The organism is Actinosynnema sp. NPDC049800 (assembly GCF_040656635.1).
Taxonomy (GTDB): domain Bacteria; phylum Actinomycetota; class Actinomycetes; order Mycobacteriales; family Pseudonocardiaceae; genus Actinosynnema.
In genome coordinates this window covers 103,435-124,682 of the sequence record NZ_JBFAMT010000011.1, presented here as the reverse complement: position 1 = coordinate 124,682, position 21,248 = coordinate 103,435, and the positions used below count along the sequence as shown (strand labels likewise).

21 protein-coding genes and 2 tRNA genes are annotated in these 21,248 nt (G+C 72.1%); 9 read left to right on the top strand and 14 right to left on the bottom strand.

The genetic code is table 11. From position 1 onward, the window contains the following. Positions 1 to 8: 8 nt before the first annotated feature. Positions 9 to 242, top strand: a complete 234-nt coding sequence (locus tag AB0I91_RS16125) for an Lrp/AsnC family transcriptional regulator (RefSeq protein WP_015104517.1) — start codon at positions 9 to 11, stop codon at positions 240 to 242. 20 nt (positions 243 to 262) lie between these two features. Beyond that, positions 263 to 823: a DUF3515 domain-containing protein gene (locus tag AB0I91_RS16120; protein WP_498774765.1), complete on the top strand. Its 561-nt coding sequence runs from the start codon at positions 263 to 265 to the stop codon at positions 821 to 823. Between the two features lie 6 nt (positions 824 to 829). Here the strand turns inward: AB0I91_RS16120 and AB0I91_RS16115 are convergent, their stop codons facing one another. Together AB0I91_RS16115 and pdxR are read right to left on the bottom strand one after the other, a co-directional pair. After that, positions 830 to 1,897: a D-alanine--D-alanine ligase family protein gene (locus AB0I91_RS16115; RefSeq protein WP_498774767.1), complete on the bottom strand. Its 1,068-nt coding sequence runs from the start codon at positions 1,895 to 1,897 to the stop codon at positions 830 to 832. Positions 1,898 to 2,003: 106 nt separating this feature from the next. Beyond that, positions 2,004 to 3,395, bottom strand: a complete 1,392-nt coding sequence (gene pdxR / locus AB0I91_RS16110; protein ID WP_499637319.1) for a MocR-like pyridoxine biosynthesis transcription factor PdxR — start codon at positions 3,393 to 3,395, stop codon at positions 2,004 to 2,006. 67 nt (positions 3,396 to 3,462) lie between these two features. On the opposite strand from pdxR, the gene AB0I91_RS16105 reads away from it, so the two are divergent. Then, entirely contained in the window at positions 3,463 to 4,110 is a 648-nt protein-coding gene (locus AB0I91_RS16105) for a pyridoxamine 5'-phosphate oxidase family protein (protein ID WP_498774771.1), read from the top strand. Here AB0I91_RS16105 and AB0I91_RS16100 read toward each other — a convergent pair. The 4 genes from AB0I91_RS16100 to AB0I91_RS16085 form a co-directional block, all read right to left on the bottom strand. Further along, the gene (locus AB0I91_RS16100; RefSeq protein WP_498774773.1) at positions 4,094 to 4,561 is read right to left on the bottom strand and encodes a cysteine dioxygenase; all 468 of its coding nucleotides are present in this window, start codon (positions 4,559 to 4,561) and stop codon (positions 4,094 to 4,096) included. The genes AB0I91_RS16105 and AB0I91_RS16100 overlap by 17 nt on opposite strands. A 201-nt stretch (positions 4,562 to 4,762) precedes the next feature. After that, positions 4,763 to 5,821 (bottom strand): cystathionine gamma-lyase, encoded by a 1,059-nt coding sequence (locus AB0I91_RS16095; protein WP_499637317.1) that lies wholly within the window; start codon positions 5,819 to 5,821, stop codon positions 4,763 to 4,765. Further along, a complete protein-coding gene (locus AB0I91_RS16090; protein WP_498774777.1) occupies positions 5,818 to 6,822 on the bottom strand; it encodes an NAD(P)H-dependent glycerol-3-phosphate dehydrogenase in 1,005 nt (334 codons plus the stop codon). The genes AB0I91_RS16095 and AB0I91_RS16090 overlap by 4 nt, the downstream gene beginning before the upstream one ends. A gap of 1 nt (position 6,823) precedes the next feature. After that, positions 6,824 to 7,525, bottom strand: a complete 702-nt coding sequence (locus tag AB0I91_RS16085) for a lysophospholipid acyltransferase family protein (protein WP_499637314.1) — start codon at positions 7,523 to 7,525, stop codon at positions 6,824 to 6,826. 108 nt (positions 7,526 to 7,633) lie between these two features. Between AB0I91_RS16085 and cofC the strand changes: the two genes are divergently transcribed. From cofC to AB0I91_RS16065, 4 genes are read left to right on the top strand one after another with little or no spacing between them, the layout of a single operon-like run. Continuing rightward, entirely contained in the window at positions 7,634 to 8,242 is a 609-nt protein-coding gene (cofC, locus tag AB0I91_RS16080) for a 2-phospho-L-lactate guanylyltransferase (protein ID WP_498774781.1), read from the top strand. Between the two features lie 40 nt (positions 8,243 to 8,282). Then, positions 8,283 to 8,492, top strand: a complete 210-nt coding sequence (locus AB0I91_RS16075) for a hypothetical protein (protein WP_498774783.1) — start codon at positions 8,283 to 8,285, stop codon at positions 8,490 to 8,492. A gap of 59 nt (positions 8,493 to 8,551) precedes the next feature. Beyond that, positions 8,552 to 10,852, top strand: a complete 2,301-nt coding sequence (locus AB0I91_RS16070) for an RNA degradosome polyphosphate kinase (protein ID WP_499606980.1) — start codon at positions 8,552 to 8,554, stop codon at positions 10,850 to 10,852. 7 nt (positions 10,853 to 10,859) lie between these two features. Beyond that, positions 10,860 to 11,771 (top strand): NUDIX hydrolase, encoded by a 912-nt coding sequence (locus AB0I91_RS16065; protein ID WP_498775207.1) that lies wholly within the window; start codon positions 10,860 to 10,862, stop codon positions 11,769 to 11,771. 629 nt (positions 11,772 to 12,400) lie between these two features. Here the strand turns inward: AB0I91_RS16065 and AB0I91_RS16060 are convergent. The 3 genes from AB0I91_RS16060 to leuC form a co-directional block, all read right to left on the bottom strand. Next, entirely contained in the window at positions 12,401 to 13,078 is a 678-nt protein-coding gene (locus AB0I91_RS16060) for an HU family DNA-binding protein (protein ID WP_498774787.1), read from the bottom strand. 209 nt (positions 13,079 to 13,287) lie between these two features. Continuing rightward, on the bottom strand, positions 13,288 to 13,890 hold the full coding sequence (gene leuD, locus AB0I91_RS16055) for a 3-isopropylmalate dehydratase small subunit (protein ID WP_498774788.1): 603 nt from the start codon (positions 13,888 to 13,890) through the stop codon (positions 13,288 to 13,290). Positions 13,891 to 13,907: 17 nt separating this feature from the next. After that, on the bottom strand, positions 13,908 to 15,311 hold the full coding sequence (leuC, locus tag AB0I91_RS16050; RefSeq protein ID WP_498774789.1) for a 3-isopropylmalate dehydratase large subunit: 1,404 nt from the start codon (positions 15,309 to 15,311) through the stop codon (positions 13,908 to 13,910). Between the two features lie 71 nt (positions 15,312 to 15,382). Between leuC and AB0I91_RS16045 the strand changes: the two genes are divergently transcribed. Next, positions 15,383 to 16,084 (top strand): IclR family transcriptional regulator, encoded by a 702-nt coding sequence (locus AB0I91_RS16045; protein WP_230567757.1) that lies wholly within the window; start codon positions 15,383 to 15,385, stop codon positions 16,082 to 16,084. A gap of 331 nt (positions 16,085 to 16,415) precedes the next feature. Here the strand turns inward: AB0I91_RS16045 and AB0I91_RS16040 are convergent. The 4 genes from AB0I91_RS16040 to gltX all read right to left on the bottom strand — a co-directional run bounded on the left by AB0I91_RS16040 (position 16,416) and on the right by gltX (position 19,088). Further along, positions 16,416 to 16,488, bottom strand: a tRNA-Glu gene (locus AB0I91_RS16040). Between the two features lie 82 nt (positions 16,489 to 16,570). Next, positions 16,571 to 16,642, bottom strand: a tRNA-Gln gene (locus AB0I91_RS16035). 113 nt (positions 16,643 to 16,755) lie between these two features. After that, positions 16,756 to 17,493 (bottom strand): HAD family hydrolase, encoded by a 738-nt coding sequence (locus AB0I91_RS16030; protein ID WP_498774791.1) that lies wholly within the window; start codon positions 17,491 to 17,493, stop codon positions 16,756 to 16,758. A 104-nt stretch (positions 17,494 to 17,597) separates the two neighbouring features. After that, positions 17,598 to 19,088: a glutamate--tRNA ligase gene (gene gltX, locus AB0I91_RS16025; protein ID WP_499637312.1), complete on the bottom strand. Its 1,491-nt coding sequence runs from the start codon at positions 19,086 to 19,088 to the stop codon at positions 17,598 to 17,600. Positions 19,089 to 19,178: 90 nt separating this feature from the next. On the opposite strand from gltX, the gene AB0I91_RS16020 reads away from it, so the two are divergent. Then, the gene (locus AB0I91_RS16020; protein WP_499606987.1) at positions 19,179 to 20,426 is read left to right on the top strand and encodes an FAD-dependent oxidoreductase; all 1,248 of its coding nucleotides are present in this window, start codon (positions 19,179 to 19,181) and stop codon (positions 20,424 to 20,426) included. A 3-nt stretch (positions 20,427 to 20,429) separates the two neighbouring features. Here AB0I91_RS16020 and AB0I91_RS16015 read toward each other — a convergent pair whose 3' ends face one another. Beyond that, positions 20,430 to 21,200, bottom strand: coding sequence for a fumarylacetoacetate hydrolase family protein (locus tag AB0I91_RS16015; protein ID WP_498774797.1), 771 nt, complete (start codon positions 21,198 to 21,200; stop codon positions 20,430 to 20,432). Positions 21,201 to 21,248 lie beyond the last annotated feature (48 nt).

The window sequence follows — 21,248 nt, the reverse complement described above, 5'->3', positions numbered from 1 at the left end:
GGCACGCCGTGGTGCACGCATACATCCTCATCCAGACCGAGGTCGGGAAGGCAGCCGCCGTTGCGGCGGAGATCTCCGGCATCCCCGGTGTGGCCACCGCGGAAGACGTCACCGGCCCGTACGACGTCATCGTCCGCGCCGAGGCCGACACCGTCGACCAGTTGGGGCAACTGGTGGTCGCCCGCATCCAGAACGTGGAGGGCATCACCCGGACGCTGACCTGTCCGGTGGTCCACCTGTAGGTCCGTGCTGTCATAGCCGGGTGGCACAGGAACCCGCTCCCCCGCTCCCCCGACCGGTGCTCGTCGTCGTCCTCGGGCTGACGGCGCTGCTCGTGGCGGGCGTCGCGGCGGCGGGTCTCTTCCTCGGCGACGACTCCGCGGACCCGCCCCCCGTCCACACCGGGCCCGTCGCGCTCGTGCCGGTGCCCGCGCCGGAGGCCGGGTCGGACGAGTGCAAGGCGCTGCTGGGTGCGCTGCCCGCGCAGCTGGTGTCCAGCGGCGTCACGCTGCCCCGCCGCGAACTGGCCGCGCCCGCACCGGCCGGCGCGGTGGCGTGGGGTGACGCGCACCACGAGCCCGTCGTGCTGCGGTGCGGGCTGGACCGTCCCGGTGACCTCACCCCGACCTCCGCGCTGCGGCTGATCTCGGACGTGCAGTGGCTCGAGGTGCCCGAGGGCGGTTCGGCCACCTGGTACGTGGTGGACCGGCCCGTGTACGTGGCGCTGACCGTGCCGTCGGACGCGGGCACGGGGCCCCTGCAGGACGTCTCGACCACGATCCGGGACACCCTCGCCAAGGGCCCCGTGGACACCAGGGGCTAGCGCGGCCTAGCGCAGGCCCGTGCCGCGGGCGATCGCGGTCTCGACCAGCGTGGTCAGCAGCGCCGGGTAGTCCACGCCCGTCTCGGCCCACATCCGCGGGTACATCGAGATCGGCGTGAAGCCGGGCATGGTGTTGACCTCGTTGACCACGAGCTCGTCGTAGTCGGTGACGAAGAAGTCGACCCGGGCCAGGCCCTGGCAGTCCAGCGCGCGGAACGCGGCGACGGCCATCTCGCGCAGGTCGCGGGTGACGTGCTCGTCCAGCTTGGCGGGGATGTCGAACTCGCACACGTCGTCGAGGTACTTGGCGTCGAAGTCGTACCAGTCGACCGCGCCGCCGACGATGCGCAGCTCGGCGGGCAGCGACGCCTCGACCCGGCCGTCCGGGAACTCCAGCACGCCACACTCGACCTCGCGGCCGGAGACGGCGGCCTCGATGATCACCTTCGGGTCGGTCTTGCGCGCCAACGCGATCGCGCTGTCCAGGTGGGCCCAGTCGACGACCTTCGAGATGCCGACGGACGACCCGGCACGCGCGGGCTTGACGAAGACGGGCAGCCCCAACCGCTCCCGGTCCGGCTCGGCCAGGGTCTCCTGCTCGCGGCGCAGCACGGCGAACTCGCCGACCGGCAGGCCCGCGCCCTTGAGCAGGCGCTTGGTGAACTCCTTGTCCATGGCGACCGCGCTGGCCAGCACACCCGGTCCCACGTACGGGATGTCGGCCAGTTCCAGCAGGCCCTGGATGGTGCCGTCCTCGCCCCACGCGCCGTGCAGGACGGGGAACACGACCTCCACGTCGGCCAGCACGTCGTTGGGCGCCACGGGCACGAGTTCGCTGCCGGACACGGGGACCAGCGCGTTGACGGTGGGCAGCTGCCGGTCGCGCACTTCGAGCGCCTTGGTGTCGTCGGCGCCGATCACCCACGCGCCCGTTTCGGTGATGCCGACGGGCACGACGTCGAACCTGTCCCGGTCCAGGTGCGGCAGGACACTGCCGGCGGACAGGCAGGAGACCATGTGCTCGCTGCTGCGCCCGCCGAACACCACGGCGACCTTGGTCTTGCGCTGTGTCATGGCTCGGACCCTACCCGGATGGCGTAACCCGCCACCCGCACCGGACACCCGAGCGCAGAACTCGGGGTCTCGAACGCTCGACACGCGGTACCTGAACGTTCGGCGTTCAGGACGGGGTGTGGGTGGCGAGGATGCGGAGCAGGTCGGGGATCGCCGCGGTCAGCTGGTCGCGCGAGCAGGCGCTGTAGCCGATCGCGGCGCCGTGCACCCTCGGCCGGCCGGCGTGGTGGCGGCCGAGGCCGTCCAGGCGCAGGCCGCGGTCGTGCGCCTCGGCCAGCACGTCCCGCTCCGCCTGGGCCGACGGCAGCGGCACGACGATGTGCGCGCCCGCGTCGTCGCCCAGCACGGGGATCCCGGCCTCGGCGAACGCCGCCGACAGCAGCGCACGCCGTTCGGACAGCTCACGCCGGAGCTTGCGGAGGTGCCGCCCCAGGTCGCCGTTGCGCGCCAGCTCGACCAGGACCCGCTGCCCCGCCGCGGACGGACTGGTGCCGGTCCGGTCGCGGTGCGCCATCACCTCCGCCGCGATCGGCTCGGGCGCCACCATCCACCCCGCGCCCAGCGTCGGCGTGAGGATCTTGCTCGTCGTGCCCAGGTGCACCACCACGTCCGGCGCCAACGCCGCCAGCAACGGCAACGGCGCGACGTCGTAGCGCAGCTCGCCGTCGTAGTCGTCCTCGACGACCAGCCACCCCTCCGCCCGCGCCCGCTCCACCAGCGCCACCCGCCGCGCCGCCGACATCCGCCCGCCCATCGGGTACTGGTGCGCGGGCGAGCAGTAGACGCCGCGGACACCCGGCGGCACGGCCTCCACCAACAACCCCTCGGCGTCCACGGGCGCCTGCACGACCTTCACCCCGGCCGACCGCAACGCCCACACCGCCCGCTGGTACCCCGGCTCCTCCACCGCCACCACGTCGCCCGGCCGCAGCACGGCCGACCCCAGCTCCACCAACGCCGCCGTGGTCCCGCCGGTCGCCAGCACCAGCTCCTCCCGCAACCCGCCGCGCACCGCCAACCCCCGGTGCCGCAACAGGTGCTCCGCCACCACCGCCCGGTACTCCGGCAACCCGCCCCGCGCCGGCCGGAACAACGGCTGCACGTCCGCCGCCGCCCGCCACGCCCGCCGCCAGGCCGCCCGGTCCAACCCCTCGGCCCACGGCGCGCCGGGCGCGAGGTCCACCACGTCCACCGGCGCGGCGGGCGCCGCCACCCGCCGGGCCCGCGCCTTCAACGCGCCCGGCGGCGTGGTCGTCACGTAGGTGCCCGACCCGTGCCGTCCGGCGATCCAACCCTCGGCGTGCAGCTGCTCGTATGCTGCCGCTGTCACGGTCCGGCTCACGCCGAGCCGCTCGGCCAACGCCCGGGTCGAGGGCAGCCGGTCACCGCTGCGCAGCCGCCCGTCGCCCGCCGCCGCGCGCAGGGCGTCCGCGAGCTGCACCGCCAGCGGTTCGGCCGACTCGCGGTCCAGCACCACCGCCAACGCCGTCTCCGCCATAGTGGCCTCCTCGAAACGCCGAGAATTGGCACTTGAAGAGGGCCACTTTACCCGACAAGCTCCTCCCATGACGTTGTCACCGACGGACCGCAGCACCATCAAGCGCGGGCGCAACCGCGCCGTCACCGAACGCGAGGCGCTGCACGCCGTCCTCGACGCCGCCCTCGTCTGCCACCTGGCCGTCGTCGTGGACGACGCGCCGCTCGTGCTGCCCACCGGCTACGGCCGCGACGGCGACACCCTCTACCTGCACGGCTCGACCGGCGCGCGCAGCCTCCGCGAGGCCTCGACGGGCGTGCCCGTGTGCGTCGCCGTCACGATCCTGGACGGCGTGGTCTACGCCCGCTCGGTGTTCGACCACTCGATGAACTACCGCGCCGCCGTCGTCCACGGCACCGCCGTCCCCGTCACCGACCCGGACGCCAAGCTGCACGCCCTGCGCGTGCTCACCGAGCACATCGCGCCCGGCTCGTGGGACTACGCCCGCCCGCCGACGCCGAAGGAGCTGGCCGCGACCTCCGTGCTGTCGCTCGACCTGACCGAGGCGTCGGTGAAGATCCGCAGCGGCCCGCCCGGCGACGAGGACGAGGACGTCGCCGCCAACGCGCGCTGGGCGGGCGTGCTGCCGCTGCGCACCGCGTGGGGCGAGCCCGAGCCGGACCCGGCGCTGGTCGGCGACTGGGACGTCCCGCCGCACGTCACCGCGCGGACGTAGTCCCCGAGACCGGGTCGAACCGCACGGGCCGCACGGTGCGCCCGCCGTCGCGGAACACGTGGATCGTGACGGCGGGGTCGACGCCGTCGTTGCGCACCTGGTGCGCGTACCCCGGCCCGAACACCCGCGACTGGCCCGCCACGAGGTGGTGCAGCACCTGGGCCGGGCCCGGCGTGACCACCTCCGTCAACGAGCCGCTGACCACGGTGAACGCGCCGCTGGTGACGCCGTGGTCGTGCAGGTCGGCGTGCTGGCCGGGCAACCAGCTCATCAGCCACACCTCCTGCTCGTCGGTGCGGTCGACCAGCGCGGCGAAGCGGGTCTCGGGGTCGTAGCGGAGCAGGTGGGCCCAGCGCTCGCGCCGTGCCGCCGTGTCGAGCGCGATCCGCACGGGGTGCAGCGCGGCGTGCGACTGGGGCAGGGCGATGGTGTTCTCCGGAACGGCGAACATGATGTCCTTCTCGGCACTCGGTGACGTGTGCGGGCCTCACGGGCCCGCGGGACGCGAGACGATCACCGGGAAGGACAGAGCGCGCTGGCGACCAGGCGGAGGTCGATGTGACCCCGCCCGTCGGTCATGGCGCGAAAAGACATGGTGACGAGGGTGGCAGCCGGTTCGCCGCCACGCAAGCCCTCCCACGCAGTGGACCCGTCAGAGTGACCGGAGCACGTCCTCGACGAGGTCGGCGGTGTCCTCGCAGCCCGCGGACAGCCGCACCAGGCCCTCGGGCACCGGGTCGCCCCACTGCGCCCGCCGGTCCAGGCTCGTGTGCAGGCCGCCGAAGCTCGTGCTCGCGAACACCAGCCGTGACCGCTCCAGGAAGGACGCCACCGCGCGCTCGTCCGCCAGCACGAACGTCAGCACGCCGCCGAACCGCCGCATCTGCCGCGACGCGACCTCGTGCGCGGGGTCCTCCGGGGCGCCCGGCCACCGCAGCCCGCTGACCGCCGGGTGGTCCTTGAGCACCTCGTAGAGCGCCGCCGCGTTCGCCGCCTGCCGGCTCAACCGCAGGTCGAGCGTGCCGAGACCCCGGTGCGCCAGCCACGCCTCGAACGGCCCGGGGATCGCGCCGCCGGTCGTCCGCGCCGCGCGCACCCGTTCCGCCAACCCCGGATCCGACGTGGACACGTGGCCCAGCAGCACGTCGCTGTGCCCGGCGACGGCCTTCGTGTCGCTGCTCACCACCGCGTCCGCGCCCAGCAGCAGCGGTTGCTGCCCCAACGGCGTCGCGGTCGTGTTGTCCACCGCCACCAGCGCGCCCGCCGCGTGCGCCGCCTCCACCAGCGCGGCGATGTCGCACACGTCCAGACCGGGGTTCGACGGCGACTCCAGCAGCACCAACCGCACGCCCTCGAACGACGGGTACGGCCCGGCGGTCGGCACCTCCACCACCTCCACCGGCATCTCGGCGGCCAACGTGCGCGTCAGGTAGTAGCCGTCGCCCGGCAGCGCCACCACGTCACCGGGCGCGAGCACGACCCGCAGGAACGTCGAGATCGCCGCCATCCCGGACGGGAACAGCACGGTCGTGCCGCCGTCCAGCTCGCCGAGCGCCACCTCCAACGCCCGCCAGGTCGGGTTGTGCGCCCGCCCGTAGGTGTCGGCGCCGCCCAGGTGGTAGGCGGAGGCGAACACGGGACCGGCCAGGAACGGCTCGCCCTGCACCGCCGGCGTCGAGTGCACGACCCGCGTGCCGTCACCCCAGGTCATTGCCGTTCCGCCTTCCGCTCGCGGCCGAGCAGCGCCGCCGTCAGCACACGGGGGTCCAACCCCTCGTGGCACACCTGGTGCACACCGTCGGTGATCGGCATGTCCACGCCGACCCGCGCGGCCAGCTCCCGGATCGACGAGCACGACTTCACGCCCTCGGCGACCTGGCCGTGCGCGGCCTCCTGCGCCCGCGCCAGCGAGTCACCGCGCCCCAGCCGTTCCCCGAACGACCGGTTGCGCGACAGCGGCGAGGCGCACGTGGCCACCAGGTCGCCCAGCCCGGCCAACCCGGCGAACGTCAACGGGTCCGCGCCCAGCGCCGCGCCCAACCGCGCCGTCTCGGCGAGACCGCGGGTGATGATCGAGGCCATCGTGTTGTCCCCGAACCCCATGCCCGCCGCCATGCCGCACGCCAGCGCGATCACGTTCTTGCACGCGCCACCGAGCTCGCAGCCCACCACGTCGACGTTCGTGTACGGCCGGAAGTACGAGTTCGAGCACGCGTGCTGCAACGCCACCGCGCGATCGTGGTCGGTGCACGCGATGACCGTCGCGGTCGGCTGCTCGGCCGCGATCTCCTTGGCCAGGTTCGGCCCGGACACCACCGCGACCTGGTCCTCCGGCACCCCGGCGACCTCGCGGACCACCTCGCTCATCCGCTTCAACGTGCCCAGCTCGACGCCCTTGGCCAGGCTGACCAGCGTCGCGCCCGCCGGCAGCCACGGCCGCCAGCCGCTCAGGTTCTCCCGCAGCGTCTGGCTCGGCACCGCCAGCACCACGGCCCCCGCGCCGGCCAACGCCTTCTTCGCGTCCGACGTGGCGGTCAGGTTCGGGGGCAGCGTCACGCCCGGCAGGTAGTCGGCGTTGACCCGCTCCGCCGAGATGGCGTCGGCCACGTCGGCGCGCCGTGCCCACAGCACCACGTCCGTGCCGGAGTCCGCGAGCACCTTCGCGAAAGCGGTGCCCCACGACCCGGCGCCCAGCACCGCGACCCGGTCCACGTCAGGCCTTCTTGGTGTAGAAGCCGTCGGGCGCCTGTTCCTCGCGGATGTCCGCGAGCAGGTCCTTCACCTCGTTCATCAGCACGTCGGTCACCTCGCGCAGCAGCGCCAGGTTCTGCGGCCTGCTCCGGTAGTCGTCCAGGTCGACCGGCGGGCCCACCTTCGTCACCACCGTCTTGCGCGGGAACGGCCGGAACTTCTTCCGGTAGTGGTCGTACACCTCGCGCGTGCCCCACCGCGCCGCGGGCAGCACCGGCACGTCGTGCTCCAGCGCGAGCCGCGCCACACCCGTTCGCGAGGCCATCGGCCAGCCGTCCGGGTCGCGCGTGATCGTGCCCTCGGGGTAGATGATCACGACCAGCCCCTGCTCCAGGGCCTCGTGCGCGGCGCGCAGGCTCTGCTGCGCGTCGGCCGTGCCCCGGTACACCGGGATCTGCCGGGCGCCCTTGACGACCATGCCGACGAACGGCACGTTCCACAGGCTGTGCTTGGCGAGGAAGTGCGGCACGCGCCCCTGCTTGTGCGTGAAGACGGCGTCGTAGACCGGGTCCAGGTGCGACACGTGGTTCATCACGATGAGCGCACCGCCCGTCCGGGGAACCCGCTCCGCGCCCTCGTTGCGCCGCCGCGCGATCAGCGCGGTGGCGGGGTAGAAGACCGCCGCGGCGAGCCCGACCCAGAAGCCGCCCTTCTCCTTGGCCACGTGCACTCCCTCTTCGTCGTGGACCTGGAGTCTTCACCACGTCGCCAGGGGCGACAATCAGCCCTGGGCCCCTGGCCAGGTCCAGCCGGCATCCGGGAGTATGGCGGGGTGGGAGCCGACGTCGACCTGGTGGTCCCGGTCAAGACCCTGCACCGGGCCAAGACCCGGCTGGTCGGCACCCGGCTGGACCGGCCGGCGCTGGCCCTGGCCTTCGCGTTGGACACGATCTCCGCGGCGCTGCCGGCCGTGCGCCGTGTGGTGGCCGTCACGTCCGACCCGTCCGTCGTGGCGGAGCTGCGAGCGCTCGGCGTCGAGTCGATCCCCGGCCCCGAAGGGCTCAACGAGTCCCTGCGCCACGGCTTCGCCGTGCTCCGGTCCCGCGACTCCACCTCCGTGGTCGGCGCCCTGCAAGCCGACCTGCCCGCCCTCCGGACCACCGACCTCGCCGCCGCGCTGGCCACCGCCGACGGCCGTTCGTTCTGCCCGGACCGCCAGGGAACCGGAACGACCCTCCTGCTCTCGTCCCCCGGCGGCGACCTCGCCCCGGCCTTCGGCGTCGGTTCCGCCGCCGCCCACGCGGCCTCGGGCGCCACGCCCTTGCGGGGCCCGTGGCCGTCGCTGCGCCACGACGTCGACACCGCCGACGACTTGCGCCTCGCCGCGGACCTCGGCCTGGGCCCGCGCACCGCCGCCGCCCTCACCCCCGTCGGCGGCTGAGCCCGCTCGGGAACGCCGGCGATCGACTACCTTCTGCCCCGTGACCCACCCCGCCGAACACGAGCAGGCCACGGTGAGCGCCCAGCACCCGGACGGCTCGGCCACCGTGCTGCGCGACGACGGCGTGCTCGTGGACGTGTCGGCCGAAGCCGTCGCCGAAGGCGGCTGGCGCTCGCTGCGACCCGGCCAACGGGTCACCCTCGTGCGGGATGCCGCCGGTGAGGTGCGGGGCGTGCTCCGCCCGGTGTGACGCGGAGTTCACTTCCTCGTCGGCTCAGCTCAGCGCGCGGCCGCCCGTATTGGGGAACAATGCTGATCGTGAGCACGGACGACACCCCCGACCAGCCCGCGCCCAAGCGACGGACGAGGACGCCGCGGACCACGCCGGCCGCGAGCACCCCCCGCCGCCGGCCGCGCCCGGCCACCCGCCGCGGCGCCGCCGGCACGCGCGCGGGCACGACGGCGGCGCAGCAACCGGCGCCGCAGCCGGCCGACGGCGCGTCCCGGTCGTTCCCGAGCTCACCACCCGCGGTCACGGCCACCGAGGCGCAGGCCGACCTGCCCGACGACCGGTACTTCAACCGGGAGCTGTCCTGGTTGGACTTCAACGCCAGGGTGCTCGCGCTGGCCGAGGACGCCTCCCAGCCGTTGCTGGAGCGGGCGAAGTTCCTGGCCATCTTCGCCTCGAACCTGGACGAGTTCTACATGGTCCGGGTCGCGGGCCTGAAGCGCCGCGACGAGACCGGCCTGTCCGTGCGCAGCGCGGACGGGCTCACCCCGCGCGAGCAGCTGTCCAACATCTCCAAGCGCACCCAGGAGCTGGTCGAGCAGCACGCCAGGGCGTTCCTCGACCACATCCAGCCGGAGCTGGAGAAGCACGCCATCAGCATCGTCAACTGGGCGCAGTTGACCGACTTCGAGCAGTTGCGGTTGTCGAACTACTTCACCGACCAGGTCTTCCCGGTGCTCACGCCGCTGGCCGTGGACGCGGCGCACCCGTTCCCCTACATCTCCGGCCTCTCGCTGAACCTCGCCATCACCGTCCGCGACCCGGAGGGCGGCGCGGAGCGGTTCGCGCGCATCAAGGTGCCGGACAACGTGCCGCGCCTGGTCCGCGTGGAGAGCGACCGGACCAGCCCGACGGCGACCTTCCTGCCGCTGGAGGAGCTCATCGCGGCGCACCTCGGCGAGCTGTTCGCGGGCATGCAGGTCATCGAGTGCCACGCGTTCCGGGTGACCCGCAACGCCGACCTGGAGGTAGAGGAGGACCAGGACGAGGACCTGCTCAAGTCGTTGGAGCGGGAGCTGGCGCGCCGCCGGTTCGGGCCGCCGGTGCGGCTGGAGATCGCCGACGACATGACCGAGCACATGCTGGAACGGCTGCTGCGCGAGCTGGAGGTCGACCCGCACGACGTGGTCCAGGTGCCCGGCCTGCTCGACCTGTCCTGCCTGTGGCAGCTCTACAGCGTGGACCGCAAGCAGCTCAAGGACGCGCCGTTCGTGCCCGCGACGCACTCGGCGTTCGGCGAGCGCGAGACGCCCAAGAGCATCTTCGCCACCCTCCGGGAGGGCGACGTGCTGGTGCACCACCCGTACGACTCGTTCTCCACGTCCGTGCAGCGGTTCATCGAGCAGGCGGCGGCCGACCCGCGCGTGCTGGCCATCAAGCAGACGCTGTACCGCACGTCGGGCGACTCGCCGATCGTCGACGCGCTGATCGACGCGGCCGAGGCGGGCAAGCAGGTCGTGGCGCTGGTGGAGATCAAGGCGCGGTTCGACGAGCAGGCGAACATCAAGTGGGCGCGTGCGCTGGAGAAGGCGGGCGTGCACGTCGTCTACGGCCTGATGGGGCTCAAGACGCACTGCAAGACCTCCTTGGTGGTGCGCCAGGAGGGCTCGCGGATCCAGCGGTACTGCCACATCGGCACCGGCAACTACAACCCGAAGACGGCCCGGCTGTACGAGGACATCGGCATCCTCACCGCCGAGCCGACCATCGGCGCGGACCTCACCGACCTGTTCAACGTGCTCACCGGGTACGCCCGGCAGGACCACTACCGCAGCCTCCTCGTCGCGCCCTACGGCGTGCGGCGCGGGATCGTGGAGCGCATCGAGCGCGAGATCGAGCACGCGCGGGCGGGCGCGCCGGCCGGTGTGCGCATCAAGGTGAACTCGCTGGTCGACGAGCAGGTCATCGACTCGCTGTACCGGGCGTCGCAGGCCGGCGTGCGGGTGGACGTGGTCGTGCGCGGGGTGTGCGCGCTGAAGCCGGGCATCAAGGGGCTGTCGGAGAACATCCACGTCCGGTCCATCCTGGGCCGGTTCCTGGAGCACTCGCGGGTGTTCCACTTCGTCGGCTCGGCCGAGCACTGGATCGGCAGCGCCGACATGATGCACCGCAACCTGGACCGGCGGGTGGAGGTGCAGCTGCGGGTGACCGACCCGAAGCTCACCGCGCAGCTCGACGCGATGATGGACTCGGCGTTGGAGCCGACCACGCGGTGCTGGGTGCTGCAGCCGGACGGCGAGTGGGAGGCGTCGCCGGCGGACGGCAGCAGGGTGCGCGACCACCAGACCGAGATGCTGCGCAACCGCCGCGCGATCGGGTGAGCCGGTGATCCGGGCAGCCGGCGCCGTGCTGTGGCGCGAGGGTTCCGTGGCGGTCGTGCACCGGCCGCGTTATGACGACTGGTCCCTGCCCAAGGGCAAGGTGGACCCCGGCGAGACCGTGCCCGCGGCGGCGGTGCGCGAGGTGCTGGAGGAGACCGGGTTCCACGCCGTGCTGGGGCGGTACCTGTGCCAGGTGTCGTACCGGGCTTTCGGCAGGCCGAAGGTCGTGGACTACTTCAGCGCGCGGGTCGCGTCGGGTGCGTTCGCGCCGAACGACGAGGTGGACGAGCTGCGGTGGCTGCCGGTCGCCGAGGCGGCTTCGCTGGTGACGTCGGACACCGACCGCTCGGTGCTGGCGGCGTTCGCGGCGGAGCCGGCGGAGTTGGCGACGGTGTTGCTGGTGCGGCACGCGAAGGCGGGCAAGCGCGACCACTGGCCGGGTGACGACGACCTGCGGCCGTTGAGCTCGGCGGGGTGGCGGCAGGCCGGCGGGTTGCGGTCGATGCTGCCGTTGTGGGGTCCGTCACGGGTGCACTCCGCGCCTCGGGTGCGGTGCGTGGAGACCGTTCAGGGGGTGGCGGAGGACCTGGGTGTCGGCGTGCTGCTGGAGCCGCGGTTGTCCGAGGAGGGGTACTGGCCGGACCGCGAGGCCGGGTTGGTGCGCCTGCTGGAGATCGCGGACGGGGCCGGCACGCCGGTCGTGTGCAGCCAGGGCGGTGTGATCCCGGACGTCGTCGCCACCCTCGCCGACCTGGGCGGTCTGTCGTTGGGCGGCACGCCGTGCAAGAAGGGCAGCGCGTGGCTGCTGGCGTTCCGCCGGCCGGAGCCGGGCTGGTCCACTTCGGACTCGCACCGGTCCTGGCCGCGCCTGGTCTCGGCCCACTACTTCCCCACCGCCCTGCCCGCGCCCACCGCCTGACACCTCCACTAGTCCGGTCGGGTCACGCCGGGAGTCCGTCCGGGCACGGTGAGTTCTCCACAGGCGGCCCGAACCGGGCCGAAATCGTCAGACCGAGCCGGCAGCATGAAAACCGGGGATCCCCCCGGCGGGGACCCCTGCGAAGCATCTCCACCGCGCGAACGCCGGGTTTCGGGGCCGGCACGACGGCCGACCGGACTGCTCTATCCGAGTGGCCGAACACACTCGCCGACCCGACCGCGCCCCGCGTGTTCCGAGCGCGAAACACCCACGCGTCCACGCCGCGCCCCGCGCGTTCCGAGTGCGAAACACCCACGCGTCCAGGTCGCATATCGCACGTTCGAAGCGCCGAGCGCTCACAGGTTCAAGCCGCACCCCACCCCGTTCCGGGCGTTCGACTCGGGGGTCCCGGACGTAGGACACGCGAGGGTGCGGGAGGGCGAGGAGAAGAGGTTCGGGGTTCCGAGGTGAAGAGGCCGTCCGCAGGGGCGCGGAAACGGGGCTCAGAACGCCCGTGGCGGATCGGAACGGCGCACCAAGGGGTAGAACAGCGCTCAGGGCCCGGTGCGCGTCCGCACCGGGCCCTGAGCGTGTGTTGCGTGCCTGGCCGGTGATCACCCGGCCCGACTTCACTTCTTCTTGGCCGGGGCCTTCTTCGCCGCGGGCTTCGCGGCTGCGGCCGTGGTGGCCTTCGCCGTCGTCGCCTTGGCCGTGGTGGCCTTCTTGGCCGCCGCGGGCTTCGCCGCGGTCGCCTTCGCCGTCGTCGCCTTCGCGGCGGTGGCCTTGGTCGCGGTGCTCTTCGCAGGCGCGGCCTTGGTGGCGGTGGCGGCGGGCTTCGCGGCCGCGGCGGTCCGGCGGGTCGCCGGTGCCTTGGTGGCTGCCGCAGCAGCACGCGTGGCCGTGCCGGTGCTGCGCGTCGCACGCGCAGTGGTGGCACGAGCGGTGGTGCTGCGGGTCGCCGGCGCCTTCGTCGCGGCAGCAGGCTTCGCCGCCGCGGCGGCGGGCTTGGCGGCCGTGACGCGCGGCAGCTTCTTCGTGCCGCTGATGACGTCCTTGAACGTCGAACCCGCGCGGAACGCGGGAACGTTGGTCTTCTTGACCTTCACGGTCTCACCGGTGCGCGGGTTGCGAGCGGTGCGCGCCGCACGGGCACGCTTCTCGAAGACACCGAAACCGGTGATGTTGACCTTCTCGCCCTTGTGGACGCTGCGGACGATGACGTCGACGATGCCGTCGACAGCGGCAGCCGCGTTCTTCTTGTCGCCAAGGCGCTCGGCGAGCGCCTCGATGAGCTGGGCCTTGTTCACCTTCAGTCCCTCCCAGGACGCTCACGGCCCTAGTCGGGCCGACTGATTGCCCACGGTAAGCCCATATGCAAGGAAATACCAATCGCCACGCCAGATTTCTTGTTGTGGCGTGGGCAATTACGACCTGTCGAGGGACACCCGGGCGGCCGGCGGAGGGATCGAAGGGGCCGGATTCCCGCTGTTCGGGGGGAATCCGACCCCTTCGCCGGTCACCCCGCGGGCAGCGGATCGGTAGTCGGCAACCAACCCTGCCTGCGCTGCTCGAACTCCGCGATGTCGTCGGCGTGCCGGAGGGTCAGGGCGATGTCGTCCAATCCCTCCAGCAGCCGCCAGCGGGTGTACTCGTCGACGGTGAAGGGGGCGGTGAAGTCCTTCGCCACAACCGTGTTCAGGGTGAGGTCGACGGTCACCTCGGTGCCGGGCTCGTTCTCGAGCAGCTTCCACAGCAATTCGACATCGGACTGCTCGCACTGGGCCGCCACGAGGCCCTGCTTGCCCGCGTTGCCCCGGAAGATGTCGGCGAACCGGGACGAGATGACCACCCGGAAGCCGTAATCCATGAGCGCCCACACGGCGTGCTCGCGGGACGACCCGGTGCCGAAATCGGGCCCGGCGACGAGCACGCTGCCCGCCCGGAAGGCTTCCTGGTTGAGCACGAACTGCTCGTCACCGCGCCAGGCGGCGAACAGGCCGTCCTCGAAGCCCGTGCGGGTCACGCGCTTGAGGTAGACGGCCGGGATGATCTGGTCGGTGTCCACGTTGGACCTGCGCAGCGGAACGCCGACCCCGGTGTGCCTGGTGAACGCATCCATGTTCGGTGAGACTCCCTTCAGACCAGGTCGGCGGGCGACGACAGCGTGCCGCGGACGGCGGTGGCGGCGGCCACGAGTGGCGAAACCAGGTGGGTGCGCCCACCCTTGCCCTGCCTGCCCTCGAAGTTGCGGTTGGAGGTCGACGCGCTGCGCTCGCCCGGCTTGAGCTGGTCCGGGTTCATGCCCAGGCACATCGAGCAACCGGCCTGGCGCCACTCGGCGCCGGCCGCCAAGAACACTTCGTGCAGCCCTTCGGTCTCGGCCTGCGCGCGGACCCGCATGGACCCGGGCACGACGAGCATCCGCACGCCGTCGGCGACCTTGTGGCCGCGCAGGACGTCCGCCGCCGCGCGCAGGTCCTCGATCCGGCCGTTGGTGCACGAGCCGAGGAACACCGTGTCGACGTGGATGTCGCGCAGCGGGGTGCCCGGCTCCAGCCCCATGTAGGTCAGCGCCTTCTCGGCGGCCACCCGCTCGTTCTCGTCGACGATGGTCTCGGGGTCCGGCACGGCCGCGCCCAGCGGCAGGCCCTGGCCCGGGTTGGTGCCCCAGGTCACGAACGGCGTGAGCTCGTCGGCGTCGAGGCGGACCTCGGCGTCGAACTCGGCGTCGTCGTCGGTGCGCAGGGTCTTCCAGTACTCGACGGCCGCGTCCCAGTCCGCGCCGGCCGGCGCGTGCGGACGGCCCTTGATGTAGTCGAACGTGGTCTGGTCCGGCGCGATCATCCCCGCGCGGGCGCCCGCCTCGATCGACATGTTGCACACGGTCATGCGCGCTTCCATGGACAGCGCCTCGATCGCGCTGCCCCGGTACTCCAGGACGTAGCCCTGGCCGCCGCCGGTGCCGATCTTCGCGATCACCGCGAGGATGATGTCCTTGGCCGTGACGCCGGGCTTCAGCTCGCCGTCCACGGTGACGGCCATGGTCTTGAACGGCCGCAGCGGCAGCGTCTGGGTGGCCATCACGTGCTCCACCTCGGACGTGCCGATGCCGAACGCCAGCGCGCCGAACGCGCCGTGCGTCGACGTGTGGCTGTCACCGCAGACCACCGTCATGCCGGGCTGGGTCAGGCCCAGCTGCGGGCCGACGACGTGCACGATGCCCTGCTCGGCGTCGCCCATCGGGTGCAGCCGCACGCCGAACTCCGCGCAGTTCTTGCGCAGCGTCTCGACCTGCGTGCGCGAGACCGGGTCGGCGATGGGGAGCTCGATGTCGACCGTCGGGACGTTGTGGTCCTCGGTGGCGATCGTGAGGTCCGGGCGGCGGAGCCCTCGCCCCGCCAGGCGCAGGCCGTCGAACGCCTGCGGGCTGGTCACTTCATGCAGCAGGTGGAGGTCGATGTAGAGCAGGTCCGGCTCCGCGCCACTGCCGTGGCGCACGACGTGTGCTTCCCACACCTTCTCCGCGAGCGTGCGGCTCATCGCAACTCTCCCAAGATCTGGACAGTCGATAGATCTGGACTTCCCAGACAGTGGGAAGTTAGTATCGGCTTGTGGGACAGCATAGCGGGATCGGCGTGCTCGACAAGGCAGTGGCCGTCTTGAACGCCGTCGCAAAGGATCCGTGTGGGCTCGCCGAGTTGTGCAACCGGACGGGCTTGCCGAGGGCTACCGCGCACAGGTTGGCGGTCGGGCTCGAGGTGCACCGGTTGCTGCGACGGGGTTCCGACGGCCGCTGGCGCCCGGGCGCGGCACTGGCGGAGTTGGCGGGCGGGGCCACCGACCCGCTGCTCGACGCGGCGTCCTCGGTGTTGCCGAGGTTGCGCGACATCACGGGCGAGAGCGTCCAGTTGTACCGGCGGGACGGGATGCAGCGGATCTGCGTGTCCTCCGCGGAACCACCGAGTGGTTTGCGCGACACCGTGCCGATCGGCGCGCGATTGCCGATGACGGCGGGATCCGGCGCGAAGGTATTGGCGGCGTGGGCCGATCCCGGAACTCAACGTTCCGTTCTCGCCGACGCCGTTTACGGCGAGCGCACATTGTTGGAAGTCCGCCGCCGCGGCTGGGCGCAATCGGTAGCGGAACGCGAACCGGGCGTAGCCTCGGTTTCCGCCCCGGTCCGCGACAGCACGGGCACGGTCGTCGCCGCGGTCTCGGTTTCGGGCCCCATCGACCGCATGGGCCGCCGCCCGGGCGCCCGCTGGGCCGCCGACCTCCTGGCCGCCGCCGAAGCCCTCCAATCGCGCCTCTGACAGCCTGGCTCGCACTGATCGGGCTCCCGCCCACCGGCCACCCGCAGCTCTGCCCAGCAGCCGGGCCCGGCCCGCTCACCAGTCCTCGGACCGCCCCCGCCACCAGCACCAGGCGGGGGCACCCAACTCACCGAGTGCCGGCGCCGTGGGCACGAATCCAACTCACCACCGCTGCCAACCGCCGGCGGCCCTCCGACCCCGAACACGGCACCAACCGACGCCGGGGGTGCAGGGGGCGAAGCCCTCCTGCGCGGGGTCCGGGGGTCGCACCCCGGTGTAAATGCGAAAGATCCCCGTTTCGCGTCAGCGAAACAGGGATCTCCCTGATCTGTAGCCCCGATGGGATTCGAACCCACGCTACCGCCTTGAGAGGGCGGCGTCCTAGGCCGCTAGACGACGGGGCCAGGAACTTTCGATATTCACTTTATCATGTCTTGCTGTCCTGCGTTGCGAGTAGCTTACCACACTCGATTTGCCACTTCGCAGCTGGGGTACCAGGACTCGAACCTAGACTAACTGAACCAGAATCAGTCGTGCTGCCAATTACACCATACCCCATTGGTTTCCCGGTTCGACTCCCCGTCGGTCTTGACTCCGTTGACCTTTGGGGGGCCTCTCCGTTCCGCCGGGAGGAATACTAGACCACGTACCCGGCGGAACGGAAATCGGGGTCACGCCGAGGCGGTCGAGAGCTCGCAGACGAGGAGTTCCGGCAGCTCAGCGAGGCTGCTGATGGCGGCGATGCCGGCGGGCAGCGCGCCTTCGCGCGGGCCCTGGCGGTTCAGCCACACGCCCTTCATGCCGGCGTCGCGGGCGCCGATCGCGTCGGCGTGCAGGCGGTCGCCGATGTGCACCGTGTCACCCAGGTCGACGCCCAGGTCCGCGCACGCGGTGTCGAAGATCACCCGGTCCGGTTTCGCCGCGCCGACCTCGCCGGCGATGAGGACCGTGTCGAAGTACTGCGCGAGCCCCAGCGAGGCGATCTTCACCCGCTGGTGGCGCCCTGAGGCGTTGCTCACGGCCGCCATGGGCAGACCGGTGGCCCGCAGCCACTCCAGGCACGGCACGACGTCGGGGAACAGCCGCCAGCCGGACGCGAGGACTTCCTGCCGCAGCAGTTCCCGGCGGGTCGCCTCGTCCTGGTCCAACTCCTCGCCCAGGGCCGCGAAGAAGGCGCGGGTGCGGATGTTGCGCATCGTCTCGTACTCGAGCTCGCCGGCGAGGAGGCGTTCGCAGTGCTCGTCCGTGATGCGCTGCCACAGCGGCCAGGCGTCGGCGTTGCCGACCATCGCGGCCAGGGCGGCCCGGGACGAGGTGCTGTAGTCGACGAGGGTGTCGTCGACGTCGAGGCACACGGCCCGGATCTCGCCGGTTCTCCGAGGGGTGAAAGTCGGGGCTGCGGTTGTCACCCCGTGAGGCTAGGTGCGGTCACCCCTCGTCCGACTCGACCAGAGAGGTGATATCTATGGGTTCTTGCACGGTCAAGCACCCCTGAACCGCCCGAACGAACCAGTCAGATTGCCCCGAGCGCGCGGCGCAATCGCCCGATCGAGCGACTCCGACCCAGTAGTTCCATGGATTCGTAGAGTGGTGGCGAGACGGTACGGCCCGTCACGGCGACCCGCACCGGCGCGTAGGCCTTGCGCGGTTTGAGGCCCAATCCGTCCACAAGCGACACCTTCAGCGCCTCCTCGACGGCGGCCGTCGTCCACTCCGGAACCGATTCCAGGGCGGCGATGCTCGCCTCGAGCACGGGCCGGGCGTCCGGGCCGAGGGCCTTGGCCGCCGAGTCCTCCTCGGGCGCGAAGTCCTCCTCCGCGGCGAACAGGAACCGCACCATCCCGGACGCCTCGGACAGCACCACGAGCCGCTCCTGCACCAGCGGCGCGACGCCCGACAGCAGGGCGACCTGCTCGGGCGTCGGCTCGGCGGGCAGCACGCCGTCCTTGACCAGGTAGGGCAGCACGCGGCTGACGAAGTCCTCGACCGGCAGCGCGCGCAGGTGCGTGGCGTTGATCGCCTCGGCCTTCTTCAGGTCGAAGCGGGCCGGGTTGAGGCTGACCTTCTCCAGCTCGAACGCCTCGACCAGCTCGGCCACGCTGAAGATGTCGCGGTCGTCGGCGATGGACCAGCCGAGCAGCGCGAGGTAGTTCAGCAGGCCCTCGGGCAGGAAACCGCGGTCGCGGTAGAGGAACAGGTTCGACTGCGGGTCGCGCTTGGACAGCTTCTTGTTGCCCTCGCCCATCACGTACGGCAGGTGCCCGAACCGCGGCGTGAACGTGGTGACGCCGATCCGGGTCAACGCCCGGTACAGCGCGATCTGGCGGGGGGTCGACGGGAGCAGGTCCTCGCCGCGCAGCACGTGCGTGATGCCCATCAGGGCGTCGTCGACCGGGTTCACGAACGGGTACAGCGGGTCGCCGTTGGCGCGCACGAGCACCGGGTCGGGCGTGCTGCCCGCCTTGAACGTGATCTCACCGCGCACCAGGTCGTCCCACGTGATGTCCTCGTCGGGCATCTTCAGGCGCAGCACCGGCTGACGGCCCTCGGCGCGGAACGCGGCCCGCTGCTCCTCGGTCAGGCCGCGGTCGTGGCCGTCGTAGCCCAGCTTGGGGTCCTGGCCCGCGGCCTTGCGCCGGGCCTCGATCTCCTCGGCCGTGGAGAACGACTCGTACAGCTCGCCCGCCTCGAACAGGCGCTTGGCGATGTCGTCGTAGAGGTCGCGCCGCTGGCTCTGCCGGTAGGGCGCGTGCGGGCCGCCGATCTCGGGGCCCTCGTCCCAGTCCAGGCCCAGCCAGCGCATGGCTTCCAGCAGCGAGAGGTACGACTCCTCGGAGTCGCGGGCCGCGTCGGTGTCCTCGATCCGGAACACCACGGAGCCGCCGGTGTGGCGGGCGTACGCCCAGTTGAACAGGGCGGTGCGGATGAGCCCCACGTGGGGCGTGCCGGTCGGCGACGGGCAGAAGCGGACGCGGACCTCTGGAGATGCTGCTGATGCGCTCATGACCCGATCAGCGTATCGGGCTTGACCGCGACGCCGCGCAGGAGCATCCTGAACTTATTCAACCAGTGTTGAAAAGCAGAGGGGTGGATCATGGAGAGGACTGGTGTCGTGGTCGTCGGGGGCGGCCCGGCGGGCATGGTGGCCGGGTTGTTGCTGGCCAGGGCCGGTGTCGAGGTGACGGTGCTGGAGAAGCACGGCGACTTCCTGCGCGACTTCCGCGGCGACACGGTGCACGCGTCGACGTTGACGCTGCTGGACGAGCTGGGCCTGGGGCCGTCGTTCGCCGAGGTGCCGCACCAGCTCGTGGACAAGGTGCAGGTGCTGCTGGACAGCGGCCCGCAGACGATGGGCGACCTCACCCGGCTGCCCGGGCGGCACAAGCACATTGCGTTCGTGCCGCAGTGGGACTTCCTGGACCTGCTCGCCGACGCGGGCAAGCGCGAGCCGACGTTCGCGCTGCGGATGAACACCGAGTTCACCGGGCTGCTCAGGAGCGGCGGCAAGGTGACCGGCGTCCGCTACCGCACGCCGGGCGGCGAGACCGGCGAGCTGGCGGCCGACCTGGTCATCGCGGCCGACGGACGGCGTTCGCTGGTGCGGGAGCAGCTCGGGCTGCCGGTGCACGAGTTCGGCGCGCCGATGGACGTGTGGTGGTTCCGGCTGCCGCGCGACCCCGGCGAGCTCAGCGGCGCCACCGGCCGGTTCACGCAGGGCCAGGCCATGGTGCTGATCCCCCGGGGCGACTACTTCCAGTGCGCGTACCTCATCCGCAAGGGCACCGACGAGCTGCTGCGGGCGGAGGGGATCGCCGCGTTCCGGCAGCGGGTGGTGGAGCTGGTGCCGTGGCTGGCGGAGCGGATGGAGACCGTCGAGTCGCTGGACGACGTGAAGCTGCTGGACGTGAAGCTCGACCGCCTGCGGCGCTGGCACGCCGACGGCGCGCTGTGCATCGGTGACGCGGCGCACGCCATGTCGCCCATCGGCGGCGTCGGCATCAACCTGGCCGTGCAGGACGCGGTGGCCGCCGCGACGCTCGTCGCCGCGCCGCTGCGCCGCGGCCGGCTGGACCCGAAGGTGCTGGCGAAGGTGCGGCGCAGGCGGTGGCTGCCCACGGCGGTGACCCAGGCGATCCAGCGGCGGATCCAGGACTCGTTCCTCAAGCCGACGCTCACCGGCACGTCGAGCGCCGCGCCGGGGCGGCCGCCGCTGCCGGTCCGGCTGATGGGGCGGTTCCCGCGGCTGCAGGGCGTGCCCGCCTACCTGGTGGCGATCGGGCTGCGGCCCGAGCACGCGCCGCGGTTCGCACGGCGCGCGCCCGAGCGCATCGAGCGCAGCTGAGCTTCAGCGGTTGGTGACGGTGTTCGTCAGCGTGCCGAGGCCCTCGACGGTCACCGAGACGGTCTGGCCAGCGGTCAGCGGGCCGACGCCGGCGGGGGTGCCGGTGAGGATCACGTCCAGCGGTCGCAGGGTCATCACCGAGGAGATGTACTCGATCAGCTCGGGGATGTCGTGCAGCAGCAGCGAGGTGCGCGAGTCCTGCTTGACCACGCCGTCCACCTCGGTGCGGATGGCCACGTCGGACGGGTCGAACTCGGTCTCCACCCACGGGCCCAGCGGGCAGAACGTGTCGAAGCCCTTGGCCCGCGTCCACTGGCCGTCGGTCTTCTGCAGGTCGCGCGCGGTGACGTCGTTGGCGATCGTGTAGCCGAGGATCGACTGGCGGGCCCGTGAGGCGGGGATGTCCCGGCCGCCGACGCCGACGACGACGGCCAGCTCGCCCTCGAAGTCGACCCGCTCGGACACCGCGGGCAGCTTGATGTCCGCGTTCGGCCCGATCACCGCGGTGTTGGGCTTGAGGAACATCAGCGGTTCCGCGGGCACCTCGTTGCCCAGCTCGGCGGCGTGCTCGGCGTAGTTGCGGCCGATCGCCACGATCTTGGGCGGCAGGAACGGCGCCAGCAGGCGGACGTCGGCCAGCGGCCAGCGGCGACCGGTGAACGTGGGGTTGGCGAAGGGGTCGTCGGCGATCTCGACCGCGGTGAGGTCGTCGCCGTCGCCTTCGATCGCGGCGAAGGCCAGGCCGTCGGGTTGGGCGATACGGGCAATGCGCACGGAGATCACCCTAACCGGCGGCTTGAATCCCCACCGTGCGTGCCTAGC